Below are 16485 nucleotides of genomic sequence, written 5' to 3'. Positions count from 1 at the left end.
GTGTCTGCCGCTGCCGCGTCCTTCAAAGAGGGCAACCTGATCGACGGGCTGATCAGCGGCGTGCGGGTGCTCTCGGCCGGCGTCTCGCCGCACTGACCCTCGCCCTGCGCGGCGAAATAGCGTCGCTACCTGTACCGCGAAATAGCGTTCCGGGCTGTGATTCGCCCGGCGATCGCGACCGTGGCTTCACTTTGGCGGTGACGCAGATGCTGCGTGGACCGGTGCCTCGGCGGTCCTAGAATTGACTGTCGGCTGCTGAGGGGAGGTTCGGGCCTTGGGTGTGCTGGATGCTTTCATGGCGGTGTGGGCCAAGGCGCGTGCCACCTTCGGTGAAGGCCTACCGCAGGACGGGTCCGCCTTCGACGAAAGTGCGACGTTGTTGCGGTTGCAGTCCGAAGTTCGAGCTGCCAAGCCCGAGGAACCCTGGCAGGGCCCGGCGTCGGATGCCTACGCCGCGGTCAACGACCAGCACGCGGGTGTTCTCGGAGGAGCGGCGCATCTTGACCGACGGCTGCGCGCCGAGGTCGACAGGTCGGCTGCGGTCGTGGCCGCCGGGCGGCGCGACCTCGAGGCGGTGCGGGACTGGGTGACGAACGCCGCCGCGACTGTGCCTCAGACCCCGCAGGGTGAACGGATGCTCTACCCGGTGGTCAGCCGAGGCAGCGGTGAGGTCGTCGAGATCCTGCAACGTTCGCACACGGATATGGCCCAGATTGCCGGCCGGATCCATAGCATCGGCTCCGAGTACCAGGCGCTGCGAGGTGAGCTCAAACTCGGGACCGGAGATGAAGCTGGGGCCGGTGACGGTCCACTCAATGCTGTCGACGACGAGGACTCGCCGTGGACCTACCCGTTCGATCCGCCACCGCCACCAGATTCCGCGCCCGGCGGTGGCAGATGGGAGCTTGGCCAGGGATTCCCACCAGGCCCTGGTGGGGGGCCGCCGATGGGGCCGACAGCAGTTCCCCGACCGTGGCACCGGAGTGTGGATCCTCCCGTGGTGGGTGGTACGTCCGGGCTGCAAGAGGTCGCACCACCTCCCCCCAACGGCTGGGGGGTACAGCCGGCATGGACGATGAAAGAGGCGTACCGGTTTCGGGTGACCGGTGAAGGATTCAGTGGTGAACCATCGCATACGAAATGGGTGCTACAAGAAGGCAAGTGGCACCATGCGACCTGGGTGTCCTACGACTTCGAAGCCGAGCACCTCAAAGCGATGGTGCCTCATAATGACGCAGCGGGATATCCCACGCTCCCGTGGGGAACCAACCAATGGTCGCCGATCGACATCAAGGACATATACGCAATCCAGGCCGACAATCCGCGGCTGCCGCTCTATGTTCCTGACCCACTCGGCGGTCAAGTGACCCTTCCGGTGCCATCCGCCGACAAGCCGGTCATCTCCTCGGGGGGGTCATGAGTCGAGGACGGTGGCTACTACTCGCTCTGTGTGCAATTGCGGTGTTCGGGGCTGTACTCGGGGTCATGCTGTGGCGCGACAACGACTCGTCGTCGTCAGGCGCATCGACGTCCGATTGCGCCGTCGTCGCCCGGTTGGCCCGTGAGTTCAGGGCGATGGACGGACAGGATCAGACGGGCGGTGGCGTCAGCGCCGGATTCGCCGAAACTGTGCGTACGGCCACCGGATCGGTGACTGACCGCCAGCTCCAGATGGATTTGGAGAAGTGGGCGCAGGGCTTTTCTCAACTCGCCGACGTCCAACAGGGCGATGTCGCCGGTGCACCTGGCCCCGACAAGGACGCTGAGGTCATGCGAGCCGGGGACACGATATATGGAACTGCCGATGCACTTCGGCGCCGGTGCCCCGAAGCGTGGTCGGTCGAAGCGCCCTAAAGAAGCTCAGCCTGCGTCGAATTCCCTTGCCCGCAGCGAACGTTCCACCCCTGCGCGGCCTTCCAGCACCAGCCTGCGCAGTGCCGGCGGCACATCGGGATCGGCGAGGAACTCATCGGCGGCGTCCAGCGCGTCCTGGCTGATGTCCCAGGACGGGTACAACCCGATGACGACGGTCTGCGCGACCTCGCTCGAACGCCGCTCCCACACACCGGAGATGGCCTCGAAGTACCTGGCCCGGAACGGTGCCAGCAGCTCGCCCTGACCGGGTCGCACGAAGCCACCGATGATCGCCCGCGCCGTGATGTTGGCCAGCGTGTCATCCTCGACCACCTGCTGCCACGCGGACTCCTTGACCGGCGCCTGTGGCCGCGCGGCCGCGGCGGCCGCGGCGTGGCGGCGCCCGGTGGCGGTGGGATCGTTGTTCGCCTCGGCATCGATGAACGGGGTCTCGGCGCCGTCGGCATCGAGGTTTCCGCTGGCGGCAAGCGCGGTCACGATGCGCCACCGCAGGTCGGTGTCGAGCACCAGGCCCTCCATGTTCACCGCCGCGGGCTCGTTGTCCAGCAGGGTCGACAACACAGCGACGTGGTTCGGGGAGAGCACCGAGGTGCAGAGCGCGTTGACGAAGGCCAACTGGTGGTCCGAACCAGGAGCGGACTCACGCGCCAGGTCCAGGAGCGCATCGCCGAAGGCGGGCCAGCCATTCGCGGCCGCCCAGTCCGGGTCGGCGTAGGAACTCAGCGCGGTCTGCGCCTGCAGGATGAGGCGCTGCGCCACTCCCACCTCGGACTCGGCATGCAAACCGCTCATCACGAGTGCGACGAAGTCGCGGGCGCGCAACTCCGCGTCGCGGGTCATCTCCCAGGCTGCCGACCAGGCCAGGGTGCGGGGTAGAGGCTCGGCGATGTCGGCGATGCGGGTCAGCACCGTCTGCAACGACTCGGGATCCAGCCGCAGTGAGCAGTAGGTCAGGTCGTCATCGTTGACCAGGACCAGCTTCCCCCGCGGAACGCCTTGCAGTGCAGCTACTTCGGTGGTCTCACCCTCGACGTCGAGCTCCTCGCGATGCACCCGCACCAACTTGCCGGTCTCGTCCTGGTCGTAGATGCCGACCGCCAGCCGGTGAACCCGGGACTCGCCCGCACCTGGTTTGGCGCCGCCCTGATCGATGGCGAACCGGGTGAACCTGCCGTCGGCGTCGACGTCGAATTCCGGACGCAACGTGTTCAGCCCGGTGGTCTTGAGCCACTGCCGGCCCCAGCCCGACAGGTCACGACCCGATGACTTCTCCAGCGCGCCAAGGAGATCGCCGAACGTAGCGTTGCCGAATGCGTGGTCTCGGAAGTAGTCCCGCAGACCGGCGAGAAACGCCTCCAGGCTGACGTAGGCCACCAGCTGCTTGAGCACGCTGGCGCCCTTGGCGTAGGTGATGCCGTCGAAATTCACCTCGACGGCGTGCAGGTCGGGGATGTCGGCGGCCACCGGATGCGTGGACGGCAGCTGATCCTGCCGGTAGGCCCAGGATTTCTCGACGTTGGCGAACGTCGTCCAGGCTTGGGTGTACTCGGTGGACTCGGCCTGGCACAGCACCGAGGCGAATGTCGCGAACGATTCGTTGAGCCACAGATCGTCCCACCACCGCATGGTCACCAGATCGCCGAACCACATGTGGGCCATCTCGTGCAGCACCGTCTCGGCGCGACGTTCGTACGACGCCCGGGTCACCTTCGACCGGAAGACGTAGTCCTCGAGGAAGGTCACCGCTCCGGCGTTCTCCATCGCGCCGGCGTTGAACTCCGGGACGAATAGCTGGTCGTACTTGCCGAAGGCGTACGGGGTGCCGAAGTTGTCGTGGTAGAAGGCGAAGCCCTGCTTGGTCTCGGTGAACAGCCGGTCGTCGTCCATGTACTCAGCCAGGGACTTGCGGCAGAAGATGCCGAGCGGGATCTCGCCGTGGGCATCGGAGTACACGTCATCCCAGCGTGCGTACGGTCCGGCGATCAGCGCCACCAGATAGGTGCTCATCCGCGGGGTGGCCGCGAAGGTGTGTTGCTTGGCGGGGCCGGCCTGGGCGACATCGACGGTGGCGCCGTTGGAGATGACCTCCCAGTGCGCCGGCGTGGTCACGCTGACGTTGAAGACAGCCTTGAGGTCGGGCTGGTCGAAGCAGGCGAACATCCGCTTGGCGTCGGCGGTTTCGAACTGCGAGTAGAGGTAGACCTCGTCGTCGACGGGGTCGACGAAGCGGTGCAGGCCCTCGCCGGTGTTCGAGTAGCGGCAGTCCGCGTCGATCACCAGGACGTTGTGCTCGGCCAGGCCGGTCAGCTGCACGCCGGTCGACTCGTCGTAGCCCGACACGTCGATGTCGGTGCCGTTGAGCGTGGCGCCGCGGATGTGCTCCGCGGCGAGGTCGATATAGGTGTCCGCGCCGGCGAGTGCGTCGAATTCGACGGTTGTCAGCGAACGGAATGTGCGCTCGCCGGGCTTGCCGTCGCCGTCGGTGAGATCCAGGGCGATGTGATAGCTGTCCACAGTGACGAGAGCGGCGCGCTCGGCTGCCTGGTCGCGGGTCAGATTAGGAAGGGCCACGCTAGGCAACACTAGCCTGACCACGGGAAGACACGACGGGCGCCGATGGTTGTGCAGAAGCGACGTGTGTCACAGCTTCGAAGAGAGGACCAACCCATGCCCGAGAAGTCCCGCGCCGATTTCTGGTTCGACCCGCTGTGCCCGTGGTGCTGGATCACCTCGCGCTGGATCCTTGAAGTGGAGAAAGTCCGCGACATCGACGTGCAGTTCCACGTGATGAGCCTGGCGGTGCTCAACGAGGGCAGGGATCTGCCCGAGGAGTACCAGGAGATGATGAAGACGGCGTGGGGACCGGTGCGCGTGGCGATCGCCGCCGAGAAGGCCAACGGCGCCGACGTGCTCGGGCCGCTCTACACGGCGATGGGGACCCGCATCCACGACAAGGACTATCGCGACTTCGACAGTGATTTCAGCCAGGTGATCAGGGAGTCCCTCGAGGAGGTGGGCTTGCCCGCCGAACTGGCGGACGCGGCGACCAGCGACACCTACGACGCGGCGCTGCGGGAGAGTCACCATGCCGGAATGGACGCGGTCGGCGAAGACGTCGGCACGCCGACGATCCACGTCGACGGCGTGGCGTTCTTCGGGCCGGTGCTGTCGCGCATCCCGCGCGGCGAAGACGCGGGCAAGCTGTGGGACGCCTCGGTGATCTTCGCCTCGTACCCCCACTTCTGGGAACTCAAGCGCACCCGTACCGAGCCGCCGGTCTTCGACTGACGCGGGCTCGCCGGCGCGGCATACTTGCTTCTGTGCCGCTCCAAGATCGCCGCCGAGAAGGTGTGAGCTCGCCACTGGAGATGCTCGACGTCGCCGTGGAGGAGGCGCGAAAAGGGTTGTCCGAAGGCGGTATCCCGATCGGCGCCGCGCTGTTCTCGACCGATGGCACGGTGCTCGGCCGCGGCCACAACCGGCGCGTGCAGCTCGACGACCCGTCCATCCACGCCGAGACCGACGCGTTCCGCAGCGCCGGCCGGCAACGCGGCTACCGGTCGACGGTGATGGTCACCACCCTCTCACCGTGCTGGTATTGCAGCGGGTTGGTCCGGCAGTTCAACATCGGTGCCGTGGTGATCGGGGAGAGTCGGACCTTCACCGGTGGCCACGACTGGCTGGCCGAGAACGGGGTGTCGGTCACCCTGCTCGACGACGATCGTTGCGTGACGATGATGCAGGAGTTCATCGCGGCCAACCCGGACCTGTGGGCGGAGGACATCGGTGACTGAGATTGGTCAGAGTGCCGTTGCGACCGTTGATCTTTCACGTTGGCGCGAAGGAGGCCGCAGCGCCGATGAGGTCGCCGCCGATGTCGACGCAGGTCTGCAGCGAGCGGGTTTCGTTTTGGTCCGCGGACACGGCGTGGACCCGGCGCTGACGCACGGCGTCCGGGCCGCGGCCCGCGAGTTCTTCGGCCAGCCCGACCACGTCAAGGCCGGCTACTCGGTCGCCGTGGGTGGACACGGCTGGCTGGCCCCCGGTGCGGAGGCCAACGCCTACTCCGAAGGCACCGAGACCCCACCGGATCTCAAGGAGAGTTTTCAGCCTCGGCGCCGAGACCGCGACGGGGGACGTCGACGTCGACCGCATCTGGTTCGCTCCCAACGTATGGCCGGCCGAGGTGCCCTCACTCGAGCGACTGGTCACCGAATACACCGCTCAGATGCGGCGGGTCGCCGACGAACTGCTGGCGTTGTTCGCGCACGCGCTCGGCCTGCCCGCGAACCCGTTCGCGGCGATGGCGAGCACGCCCACGTGGACGATGAACATCAACCACTACCCACCCGTCAGCGTGGTGGGTGAGCCGGAACCCGGCCAGTTCCGCATCGGACCGCACACCGACTTCGGGACGGTCACCATCCTGGACCGCGAGCCCGGCGCCGGCGGGCTGCAGGTGTACTCCGATGAGACAGGCTGGGAGGACGCGCCGTATGACCCCGATGCCCTGACGGTGAACATCGGTGATCTCCTGGAGTACTGGAGCGGACGGCGCTGGCCCTCGGGGCGGCACCGGGTGCTGCCGCCGCAACCGCATGCCCCCGAAGAGGACCTGGTGTCGCTCATCTATTTCTACGAGGCCAACCACGACGCGGTCGTCACCCCACTGGAGCCGCCCATTGGTAAGGTGTCCGGACTGCCTCCCGTCACGTCGGCGGCGTTCATCAAGGAGCGGCTCGACGCCATCACCGTGGGTTGAAACGCCGCTGTCGCGCCCGGCGAGTGCGACGAGAACACACATGCCTGGCGGCGTGTTGCTGCGCAAACGCGCGCGCTCGCGGAGCAGGGGGAAATGTAGGGTGTCCGCATGCGCGTCTACCTCGGGGCTGACCACGCCGGATACGAGCTCAAGCAGGCCGTCATCGAGCACCTCGAGCAATCGGGGCACGAACCGGTCGACTGCGGCGCCTTCGACTACGACGCCGACGACGACTATCCGACGTTCTGCATCGCGGCCGCACAGCAGACGGTCGCCGACCCGGGCAGCCTGGGCATCGTGCTCGGCGGCTCCGGAAACGGCGAGCAGATCGCGGCCAACAAGGTGCCGGGTGCCCGCTGTGCGCTGGCCTGGAGCACCAAGACGGCGTCGCTGGCCCGCGAGCACAACAACGCCCAGCTCATCGGCATCGGTGGCCGCATGCACACCACCGAGGAGGCACTGGCGATCGTCGACGCCTTTCTGACCACCAAGTGGTCACAGGCCCCGCGCCACCAGCGTCGCATCGACATCCTCGCCGAGTACGAGACCACCCACGCCGCGCCCCCGGTGCCCGGCGCCTAAGCCCGGGATACCTCCTCGTATACACTCCTGGATACACGGCGGTGAGAGGCGGCATGACCGATACGGAAAGTCTGGCGGATCGGGTGTTCGTAGCGCTTCGTGACGATTTGATGTGGGGGCGCCTACGGCCTGCCGAGCGTCTCGCGGAGAATTCACTTGCCGAGCGATATGCAGTGTCGCGGACCCCGGTTCGCGAGGCGCTGGCCCGACTACTCGCCGACGGTCTCATCGAGCGCCGGGACCGCGGGCTCTACCCATATCGGCCCCGTGTTGACGATCTCGAGGATCTCTACGAGCTACGGATCACCTTGGAGCTACGAGGAATACAGCGGCTCGAGAACGGTGCGCGCCGCCACGACGCGGCGATTCTGGAACCGGAGTTGGAGAGGTGGCGCGAATTCCGCAAGTCGCCGCCTAAGCCTGACGCCGGCATCGTCAAAGAAGACGAACAGTTCCACCTTCGGCTGCTGGCCTCGTCGGGAAATCAGGCGCTGGTGACGGCGTTGGAAGCCGTCAACGCCCGGATCCGGCCGATGCGGATGCTGGACTATCTCACCGAAGATCGGGTGCTCGCCACGATCGACGAACACATCGACATCGCCGAAAGGGCGTTGGACGGGGATCTGGCCGACGCTCGAGCGTTGCTGCACGCCCACATCGACGGTTCGCGCCAGGTGGTCATCCAGCGTGCCCGCGAAGCCATGGCGATGTTCGACGTCGTCATGGCCCTGCGGGACTAACAGATGATCACTCGCTGTCGGTGTCGTGTTCGATGAGGTCGCCGATCCGCCGGCGGTAGTCGTTGAACTCTGCAGCGTTGACGTCGCGAGGGCGGTCGAGCTCGACGGGAACAATCGCCTTGATGTAGCCCGGTGTGCCGTGTGAGATCCCGCCCGCCATGACGATGACCCGGTCGGCCAGGTAGACCGCCTCTTCGACACTGTGTGTGACAAATACTGTGGTGGTGCCCATTTCGTGGTGGATGCGTTGAAGTTCGCGTTGCATCGAGCCGCGGGTCAGCGCGTCCAGTGCGCCGAATGGTTCGTCCATCAGCATCAGCGCCGGTTCATTGCACAGCACGCGGGCGATCGCCACACGTTGCTGCATGCCGCCGGACAGTTGGCTGGGGAAGCGATTCGACACTCGAGTCAGCCCGACCAGCTCGATGAACCGTTCGGCCCGTTCGACGGCCTCTTTGCGGGACGCGCCGTTCTGTTTTGGCCCGTAGGCGACGTTCTCCAGGACGGTGAGCCACGGGAAGAGACCGTAGTCCTGGAATACCACCCCGCGGTCCGGGCCTGGAGCGGTCACGGTCTTCCCGCCCACCTCGAGGATTCCGGATGTGGGCAGCTCGAACCCGGCGAGCATGCGCAGCAGAGTGGATTTGCCGCATCCGCTCGCTCCCACGACGGCGATGAATTCTCCGGCGGCGATGTCCAGATCCAGGCCGGCGAGCGCGGTGACCGGGCCCGCCTCCGTCGGGAAAGTCTTGGTCAGGTCAGCCACCGTGATCGGTGCGCCCAGAGCTGTTGTAGTAGTGGTCATTTGATTCTCATTTCGGTTCGTAGTAGGTCATACCAGCCCAGGACGGCCGCGGGTCACAAGCCGTAGGGACAGGGTGAGGAGTCGATCGCTGAGCAGACCGGCGATTCCGATGACGACCATCCCGGCGATGATGATGTCGGTGCGGCTCATGTCGCGGGCTTGGGTGATCAACGCTCCGAGGCCCGTTCGAATCCCGACCGTTTCACCGACAACGAGCACGACCCAGGACAACCCGAGCCCGACGCGCAGCCCCGAGGTGATTGATTGCATCGAGCTGGGCAGCACCACTGTGAAGAACGACTTCCACGCCGGGGTGCCGAGCATCGCGGCGGCCTCGAGTAGACGCGGCGACACGTTGGCGGCCCCGGCAATGGTGTTGATCAGGATCGGGAAGAACGCCGCGATGAGGATCAGGAAGATCGTCGAGCGGTCACCGAACCCGATGAGCAACAACGCCAGCGGTGCCCATGCGGTGACGGGAATCGGTCGCAACAGGCTGACCGTCGAGTCAAAAAGGCCCATCACGAACCGGATCCGTCCCATCAACAGCCCGATCGGCACCGCCAGGACGGCGGCGATGACAAAGCCGTTGGCCACCCGGAGGGTGCTCGCCGCGGTGTGCCGCCACAGCGACCCGCTGGTGGCCTCGCTGGATCCGACAGCCAGATCCCACGTCCGGACCAGCACCGCCCAGGGTGACGGCACGAAGCGCATGTCGATACCCAGCGGAAGGTTCCACTGGCCCCTCACGGCCAGGGCCCACAGGCCCACCAGAACCAGGGGCAGAGCCACCACGAACAGCAGATTCTTGGCGTGCTTGGCCAGGCGGGAGGGCGGCATCACCGCCCTTTCCTTGGGGCGCGCAGTCGCGGCGGTCGGGGCTTCGGTGGTGGCGGTCATTTCCGGTCTCCCGCTTGCTGGGTGGTGGTGGCCGCCGACTGGACGAAGGTGTCGTCGACGAACTGGGACATCTCGGGTTGGGTCGGCAGTTGGTCGAGCGCGAACATCTCGCGGGCCAATGCGTCGACCTGCGAGACATACTCGTCGTTCAGATCAGCCCTCGGCCACGTGTTGGCGATTGCACCCGCGGCGACCGCGGGATCGAGTCCGAACTCGCCGACGACACGATCTCGCCATTCGTCGCGGTGGGTGTCCATGAACGCGACGGCTTCGGCATGGGCGTCGACGATCGTCTGCACCAGGCCGGGGGCGGCGTCGATGGTGCGCTGGGTGGCTGCCAGGCCGATGTTGACCTTGCCGATCGGGGTGTTGTACGGCGAGACCACGTCATGGGCGCCGTTCTGCTTGGCCACGGACGGACCGATTTCGGCCGAGGAGAAGGCGTCGATCTGCCCGCTGGCGTAGGCGTTGGCCATGTCGGAAAACGCCAAGTTCACCAGCGTCAGTTCGCGGTCCGGATCAATGCCGGCCTGGGTCAGTGTCGAACGCAGGATCACCTCCTGTGACGAGCCGATCGGATACCCGACCCGCTTGCCTCGTAGATCGCCGACGCGGGTGACGTCGGGGCTGCCGACGATGGCCGACCCCCCGTCGGCGGACGACGCGATGAGCCGAACGTCCTGCTGGGCGGCTGCTCCGGCGAGCATCGCCGGCACGCCCATCACCGCGGCATCGATCTGGCCGGACACCAGCGCGTTCTTCACGTCCGGAGACGAATCGAACACCAGGACTTCGGCTTTGGTGCCCTCGTCGAGGAACTGTTGGTAGAAGAAGGGCATGAAGAGATGTGGTTGGCCGCGCAGGGTGCCCACGCGGACGACCTGATCACCGTCGCCACCACCACCTGCTCGGGGGGTGAATGTCGAGTCGATGCTGGAGCATGCGGTGACGAGTGAGGCCACCAGCAGTAGCACCACGAGGGCGCTGAAGCGGGGGAGATGACGCGGATGTGGGGACATGGTTACCTGTCGCTTATATGTATACATCGTGGTGTACTGCTATGTATACGATTACGGATACAGGTTCGTTAGGCGCTACGTTCGCGTTGCCAGGTGATGAAGTGTGTTACATCTGCGTTTCCGGCACCGCGTGGTCTGCGCCCTGAGTATGAGGTGGAAGCGATGACGGTATGGATCAACCGACGGCCGGACGCCGAGGTGGCGGCCGAGTTGGAAGAAAGTCTTGGTGCCGCAGGTGTGTTGGCGGGGATTCGACTTGCGGTCAAAGACAACGTCGACGTCGCCGGTCTGCCCACGACGGCCGGCTGCCCGGAGTTCGCTTACATGCCAGAACGGGACGCACGGCCGGTGGCAGTGCTGCGTGCTGCGGGCGCGGTCCCCGTCGGCAAGACCAACCTCGATCAGTTCGCCACCGGCCTCGTGGGCACCCGATCGCCGTTCGGGGTGGTGCCCGATAGCCGCAGGCCCGAATTCATCAGTGGTGGTTCAAGTTCGGGATCGGCGGTAGCGGTGGCTACCGGAGTGGCCGATATCGCGATCGGGACGGATACGGCAGGCTCCGGTCGGATACCCGCTGCACTGCAGGGCGTTGCGGCGATCAAGCCCACGGTGGGTGTCGTGAGCACAGCCGGAGTGGTACCGGCATGCGAATCATATGACTGTGTAACGATATTCGCACGAAGTCTGGACTTAGCCAGTCGTGCGATGGCGGTGCTGGCGGTAGGAGCGGCTGACCGGCCTTGGCCCACCGTCACCAAACTGGCTGCACCCCGGAGTCCGGTTGTGGCGATCCCGAACGAGCTACCCGAACTGGATCGACAGTGGCTCGCAGCGTTCGACAGGGCGGTGGAGCGACTCGTTGCGACCGGTGCCAAGACGGTCAAGGTCGACATCGCGCCGTTCCTGGCGGCCGCAAAACTTCTCTACGACGGTGCTCTGGTGAGCGAACGCTACGCCGCCGTGGGTGAGTTCATCGATGCACACCCTGACGCGTCGTTCGACCCGACCGTCAAAGCAATCGTGAGGGCAGCCAGGGATATCCCGGCGCACGTCCTGGTGCGCGACCGCGCCGAGGCCCGTCGGCTCGGCGCGGTGGCAATGGCGTCGTTGGAAGGTGCAGACGCGCTGCTCGTCCCGACGGCGCCGACGCACCCCCGGATCGCCGACGTCGCCGCCGACCCGATCGGCGTGAACTCCCGGATGGGCACCTACACGAACTTCTGCAATGTCTTCGACATGTGCGGGGTGGCCGTGCCGGCAGGCACGGCAGGTGGTGCGCAATTCGGCGTGACCGTGCTGGCGCGGGCCTTCGAAGACGCCGTCGCTCTCGACATCGCCGGACTGCTGCACGATGGCGCGACACCGACAGATACCTGGCCGCTGACGGTGGCCGAGCATGTCGAGTTGGTGGTGTTCGGCGCGCATCTGCTGGGCGGCCCGATGGCGCATCAACTCACCGACCTGGGCGCCCGCTTTGCCGGTGAGATCACCACTGCTCCCCGGTATCGGATGGCCGTGCTCCCGACGAGCCCCGCCAAACCGGCGGTCAGCCGGGTGCCGGACGGTGCGGCGGGCGCCGCGTTGGCCGGTCATCGATGGCTGTTGTCGCCGGCGTCGTTGGGACGATTCCTGGCTGATCTGCCCGCGCCGATGCAGCTTGGCAAGGTCGAGTTCGACGATGGTTCATGGCGAACCGCTTTTGGCTGCGACGGATCCGCGGCGGGGGCCGACATCAGCCAGTACGGGGGTTGGGCCAACGCACTGGCGGCCGGAGCGGTACGACAGACTTGAGGACATGCCCGAGGGCCACACCCTGCACCGGCTCGCCCGGCAACACCAGCGTCGCTTCGGTCGAGCAGCGGTCCTCGTCTCGAGCCCGCAGGGGCGATTCGAAGGCGGCGCCGCGATGGTGAACGGGCGCGTGCTGAAGAAGGCCACCGCGTGGGGCAAGCATCTGTTCCACCACTACGAGGGCGGCCGGGTGGCGCATGTGCACCTCGGGCTGTACGGAACGTTCACCGAAAAGCCTGTGCCGCTGCCGGTGCCGGTCGGGCAGGTGCGCATGCGGATGCTGGGCGCCGAGTACGGCACCGACCTACGGGGGCCGACGGTCTGCGAGGTGATCGAGGAACCCGAGGTCGCCGACGTGGTCGCCAAGCTGGGGCCCGACCCGTTGCGTGCCGACGCCGACCCGGGACTGGCGTGGCGACGAATCAGCAAGTCCCGCAGGCCCATCGGCGCGCTGCTGATCGATCAGGCAGTGATGGCCGGGGTGGGCAACGTGTACCGGAGCGAACTGCTCTACCGCCACCGGATCGACCCGCTGCGCCCCGGTACGACGATCACAGCCGACGAATTCGACGCGATGTGGACCGACCTCGTCGCGCTGATGAAGGTCGGGGTGCGCAGAGGCAAGATCATCGTCGTGCGACCCGAGCACGACCGCGGCGCACCGTCATACCGGCAGGGCCGGCCGCGAACATACGTCTACCGCCGCGCTTTGGATCCGTGCCGGGTGTGTGGGACTGGCATCCGGACCACGGTGCTGGAGGGACGCAACCTGTTCTGGTGCCCCGGCTGTCAGAGCTGACGCAGGGCTAGAAACCGCCGAAGTCGCCACCGAAATCGCTGCCGCCCCAGTCGCCGCCGCCGGTGTCCCAGCCGCCACTGGTGTCGCCGTCTCCGTCGAAGCCGCCACCGTCCTGGCCGGCGGCGAGGCCGTCGCCGTATCCGTCCCCGTAGCCGTTCTCGAACGCCTGGGCGTCGTAGCCGACGCCACCCATCCCGGAGAACAAGGCACTGAACAGGAGCACCGAACCCATGCCCCAGGCGCCCGCGACCAGCGCGGGCTTCCACCACTGCTCGGAGTACCAGCCGGCAGGTACCGGGCGGCCCGCGACCCGGCCGCCCGGGTAATAGTTGGGGGTGCGCTGCGAGGGGGCCGGTGACGCCTCGATCTCGCGTCCCTCGAACTGCACTCGGCGGTCCTCGGTGACGGTGCCGGCTGTCCGCTGACCCGACAGCGACTCCAGCTCAGGTCCCGGGTCCATGTCCATCGCGATGCGCGCCGCCCGCACGTAGTACAGCCCTTCCATCGCGCTCTCCTTGGCCAGTTCGGCCTGGCGACCTGTGGTGGCCTGGTCGATCTGGGAGGACGCCGCGGTGTAGCGCTCGGACGCGTCGGCGAGGGCCTGCTTGGAGGCGTTGTCGGTGCCGGAGAGGGCGAACACCTGACCACCCAACCGTTCGATGACACGGCGCGCGTCGGCCTTCGCATCGCCCAGCGATGCTGCTTGCCGCTTCTTCGCGGCGTTGGCGGTGGCGTACACGCCGGCCCCGATCGCCGCGACGACAAGCAGGATCAAAACGAGCAATGCGCCTTCCATGGCTCACAGCGTACCGACAGGTGCGACCTCGCCCCGCTGATCGGAGGGCGGCACCGCCGCCGGGGTGCCCACGATCGCGTCGCCGGAGGGCGTTGTCGTTGCTGGACTCGGTCACAGTAATTGTCAGGGGTGTCAAGATTGGCTAGACTCACGTTCGCAGTTCAAACCTCGACTGCAGAACCCCGGAGACTCCCCATGAGCTATCACGCTGTTGCTGGGATTTTCCGTGTTCCTGGCGATGGACGAGAAGACGTACTGAACCGCAGGTGTCGAAGATAGTTATGTGTTCATGATTTGCTGGAACTGCATGCAGATGTGACTTCCGGCTCCGGTCACAGGCGGTGCATCTCCCTGGCCATCGCCGCGTGCTCGAAGTAGTCCGGCCGCCGTCGCGCCAACTGTCGCCGACGATCCCGTCGTTCGGCACGGCCCGTCCACCAGGTGTGCAGCGCGCCGACTCGACGAGCGCCCACCGTCGAACCGGCCGCGGTGCTGCCGAGCAGCACTTCGGTGACACTGATGAACACCGGCTGGGCGGGGGTTGCCGCGGGGGCGGGCGGGCAGGTGGGCCTGGTCAGGGTTTCGGTGTGTTCGTTCATGTCCACCAGCGTCTTGCACACCGCCTGCGCGGGCTTGGAGTTCACATGGAGATCGTGTGGAGATCCCGGAACGAGCCCCTACTCGCGCGGCACGGCGATCAGGTTGGCCTGCGCGTAGCCGGCCGCCCATCCGGCCGTCGGGGTCACCAACCCGTCCCGGCGCTTCCGAGGGGGTGACGGCGGCCGTGGCCTCGGCTGGGTGGCGATTCATCTGCCCTCCTCGGCCGGTCGGCTCAGCTCCACAGCTCCGCAAGGCCGCTCAGCGACATCCACCCGAGATACAGCGTCAGCAGCCACACGGCGAGGGCCACGAGCTTGAGCCACATCGGGTACCGGTAGCCGTGCATCAGGTCGCGACGCCTCCAGGCCACCCACACCACCACCGTGAACCCGATGGGCAGGATCAGGCCGTTGAAGGCGCCCGCGAAGATCAGCAGCGTCACCGGCGCGGCTCCGAGGACGACGAACAAGACGGCGCTGAGCGCGATGAAGCCCACCGTCAGGATGTTCTGCCGGCGGCGCGTGGTTTTGGACGTGGTGAGGAAGGACACCGATGTGTAGGCGGCGCCGATCACCGAGGTGATCGAGGCGGCCCACAGGATGACGCCGAAGAACACCCCACCGGCGGTGCCGAGGGCGGCTTCGAACGCCGACGCGGTGGGGTTGTCGTCGGCGAGGACGGCGCCGCCGGCGGTCACCCCGAGGATCGCGAGGAACAACAGCGTGCGCATGACGCCGGTGACGATGATTCCGTAGAGCGAGGTGCTGGTGATCCGGCCGACGTTGTCCGGCCCGGTCACCCCGGTGTCGAGGAGGCGGTGCGCGCCCGCGTAGGTGATGTAGCCGCCCACCGTGCCGCCGACGATCGTCGTGATCGCCAGGAAGTTCACCGACTCCGGAAGCACTGCGTTGCGCAGCGCCTCACCGAGCGGTGGCCGCGACACGATCGCGGTGTAGGCGGTCATGAGGATCACCACGATCCGGTCGAGCCCGACGCCGGCCCGCTTGCTCAGGAACACCCCGATGGCGATGAGCGCCGAGACCGCGCCGCCGATGCGTGGATCGAGGCCGAACATCGCGTCCGTGCCGAGGCCGGCGCCGCTGGTGTTGCCGATGTTGAAAACCAGCCCGCCCACCACCACGAGTGCCGCGAGCGCGTACCCGACACCGGGGAGCACCTTGTTGCCGAGTTCGTGGGCCCGGATCCCGGATACCCCGATGACCCGCCAGACGTTCAACTGGACGGCGAAGTCGATGACGATCGAGGCGACGATCGCGAACGCAAATGCCGCGCCGAGTCTGACGGTGAAGTCGGTGGTCTGGGTGATGAATCCGGGGCCGACCGCACTCGTCGCCATCAGGAACATCGCGCCCAGAAGCGCGGTTCTGGTCGCCTTGGCCGACGTCTGACCTGAACGTTCGTCGTCGGAGACGGCCGCGGGGTCGGGTGCGGAGTGTTCGGGCTTTGCCATGTGGTCCCCTGGTCCGAACCGGCATTTGGTCCGAACCGGCATTGTCGGTGTTGGAGGTGCCTGCCTCGTCGAGGACCCCGTCGTCCGGTTGCCGATACCCGGGCAGCACGGCGCCGAACCCTTGGAATGTTGGGGATGCGTACCGCGGCAGCTGAACGCCGAGCGCGTGCTCACCGGTCATGGCGCCGGGAGCTATTGGAGCGGGCGACGGGAGCTATTGGAGCGGGCGACGGGAATCGAACCCGCGTAGCTAGTTTGGAAGACTAGGGCTCTACCATTGAGCTACGCCCGCATGTGCTGCACATAGAGGACAGTACCGGCAGACTGTACCGGCCCCGCCCAACT

16 protein-coding genes, 1 tRNA gene and 2 pseudogenes are annotated in these 16485 nt (G+C 66.7%); 10 read left to right on the top strand and 9 right to left on the bottom strand.

Annotation, left to right across the window (positions count from 1 at the left end):
- The 3 genes from WA944_RS20200 to WA944_RS20190 all read left to right on the top strand — a co-directional run.
- On the top strand, positions 1–96 hold a 96-nt coding region (locus WA944_RS20200; RefSeq protein ID WP_526647281.1), incomplete at its 5' end, for a DUF5130 family protein.
- A gap of 184 nt (positions 97–280) precedes the next feature.
- Positions 281–1420 (top strand): EspA/EspE family type VII secretion system effector, encoded by a 1140-nt coding sequence (locus WA944_RS20195; RefSeq protein WP_526374199.1) that lies wholly within the window; start codon positions 281–283, stop codon positions 1418–1420.
- Between the two features lie 65 nt (positions 1421–1485).
- Entirely contained in the window at positions 1486–1854 is a 369-nt protein-coding gene (locus WA944_RS20190; RefSeq protein ID WP_526374197.1) for a hypothetical protein, read from the top strand.
- Between the two features lie 6 nt (positions 1855–1860).
- On the opposite strand, the gene pepN is transcribed toward WA944_RS20190, so the two are convergent.
- A complete protein-coding gene (pepN, locus tag WA944_RS20185) occupies positions 1861–4446 on the bottom strand; it encodes an aminopeptidase N (protein WP_526647280.1) in 2586 nt (861 codons plus the stop codon).
- Positions 4447–4542: 96 nt separating this feature from the next.
- Between pepN and WA944_RS20180 the strand changes: the two genes are divergently transcribed.
- The 5 genes and pseudogenes from WA944_RS20180 to WA944_RS20160 all read left to right on the top strand — a co-directional run bounded on the left by WA944_RS20180 (position 4543) and on the right by WA944_RS20160 (position 7959).
- The gene (locus WA944_RS20180; RefSeq protein WP_526611208.1) at positions 4543–5163 is read left to right on the top strand and encodes a mycothiol-dependent nitroreductase Rv2466c family protein; all 621 of its coding nucleotides are present in this window, start codon (positions 4543–4545) and stop codon (positions 5161–5163) included.
- Between the two features lie 80 nt (positions 5164–5243).
- A complete protein-coding gene (locus tag WA944_RS20175) occupies positions 5244–5669 on the top strand; it encodes a nucleoside deaminase (RefSeq protein ID WP_526611212.1) in 426 nt (141 codons plus the stop codon).
- Between the two features lies 1 nt (position 5670).
- Positions 5671–6637 (top strand): annotated as a pseudogene (locus WA944_RS20170) (isopenicillin N synthase family dioxygenase).
- Between the two features lie 108 nt (positions 6638–6745).
- Positions 6746–7219 carry a ribose-5-phosphate isomerase gene (locus WA944_RS20165; RefSeq protein WP_526611206.1) on the top strand — a complete coding sequence of 158 codons (474 nt, stop codon included), beginning with the start codon at positions 6746–6748 and terminating at the stop codon, positions 7217–7219.
- 53 nt (positions 7220–7272) lie between these two features.
- Entirely contained in the window at positions 7273–7959 is a 687-nt protein-coding gene (locus tag WA944_RS20160; protein ID WP_526611204.1) for a GntR family transcriptional regulator, read from the top strand.
- A gap of 7 nt (positions 7960–7966) precedes the next feature.
- Here WA944_RS20160 and WA944_RS20155 read toward each other — a convergent pair whose 3' ends face one another.
- The 3 genes from WA944_RS20155 to WA944_RS20145 are packed head-to-tail and all read right to left on the bottom strand — an operon-like array spanning position 7967 to position 10683.
- Positions 7967–8764 carry an ABC transporter ATP-binding protein gene (locus tag WA944_RS20155; protein WP_526611202.1) on the bottom strand — a complete coding sequence of 266 codons (798 nt, stop codon included), beginning with the start codon at positions 8762–8764 and terminating at the stop codon, positions 7967–7969.
- A gap of 27 nt (positions 8765–8791) precedes the next feature.
- Positions 8792–9664: an ABC transporter permease gene (locus tag WA944_RS20150; RefSeq protein ID WP_526611200.1), complete on the bottom strand. Its 873-nt coding sequence runs from the start codon at positions 9662–9664 to the stop codon at positions 8792–8794.
- Complete coding sequence (locus WA944_RS20145) at positions 9661–10683, bottom strand: ABC transporter substrate-binding protein (RefSeq protein ID WP_526611199.1); 1023 nt, start codon at positions 10681–10683, stop codon at positions 9661–9663. Before WA944_RS20145 ends, WA944_RS20150 begins: the two co-directional genes overlap by 4 nt.
- 162 nt (positions 10684–10845) lie before the next feature.
- Here WA944_RS20145 and atzF point away from each other — a divergent pair, with 162 nt between their 5' ends.
- Together atzF and WA944_RS20135 are read left to right on the top strand one after the other, a co-directional pair.
- Positions 10846–12474, top strand: a complete 1629-nt coding sequence (gene atzF / locus WA944_RS20140) for an allophanate hydrolase (RefSeq protein WP_526611198.1) — start codon at positions 10846–10848, stop codon at positions 12472–12474.
- A gap of 4 nt (positions 12475–12478) precedes the next feature.
- Positions 12479–13273, top strand: coding sequence for an Fpg/Nei family DNA glycosylase (locus WA944_RS20135; RefSeq protein WP_526611197.1), 795 nt, complete (start codon positions 12479–12481; stop codon positions 13271–13273).
- Between the two features lie 7 nt (positions 13274–13280).
- Here WA944_RS20135 and WA944_RS20130 read toward each other — a convergent pair whose 3' ends face one another.
- From WA944_RS20130 to WA944_RS20110, 5 genes and pseudogenes are all read right to left on the bottom strand, one after another.
- Complete coding sequence (locus WA944_RS20130; RefSeq protein ID WP_526611195.1) at positions 13281–14069, bottom strand: DUF1542 domain-containing protein; 789 nt, start codon at positions 14067–14069, stop codon at positions 13281–13283.
- 332 nt (positions 14070–14401) lie between these two features.
- Complete coding sequence (locus tag WA944_RS20125) at positions 14402–14713, bottom strand: hypothetical protein (protein WP_526372532.1); 312 nt, start codon at positions 14711–14713, stop codon at positions 14402–14404.
- A gap of 36 nt (positions 14714–14749) precedes the next feature.
- A pseudogene (locus tag WA944_RS20120) lies at positions 14750–14875 on the bottom strand (DUF1445 domain-containing protein); the annotation flags it as partial.
- 26 nt (positions 14876–14901) lie between these two features.
- Complete coding sequence (locus WA944_RS20115; RefSeq protein ID WP_526611193.1) at positions 14902–16140, bottom strand: NRAMP family divalent metal transporter; 1239 nt, start codon at positions 16138–16140, stop codon at positions 14902–14904.
- A gap of 218 nt (positions 16141–16358) precedes the next feature.
- Positions 16359–16432, bottom strand: a tRNA-Gly gene (locus WA944_RS20110).
- Between the last annotated feature and the right edge of the window lie 53 nt (positions 16433–16485).

The organism is Mycobacterium sp., assembly GCF_049683355.1.
In the GTDB taxonomy this organism is placed as follows: Bacteria; Actinomycetota; Actinomycetes; order Mycobacteriales; family Mycobacteriaceae; genus Mycobacterium.
Note: the sequence above shows the minus strand (reverse complement) of the source record. Positions and strands in the feature narration are given on the sequence as shown.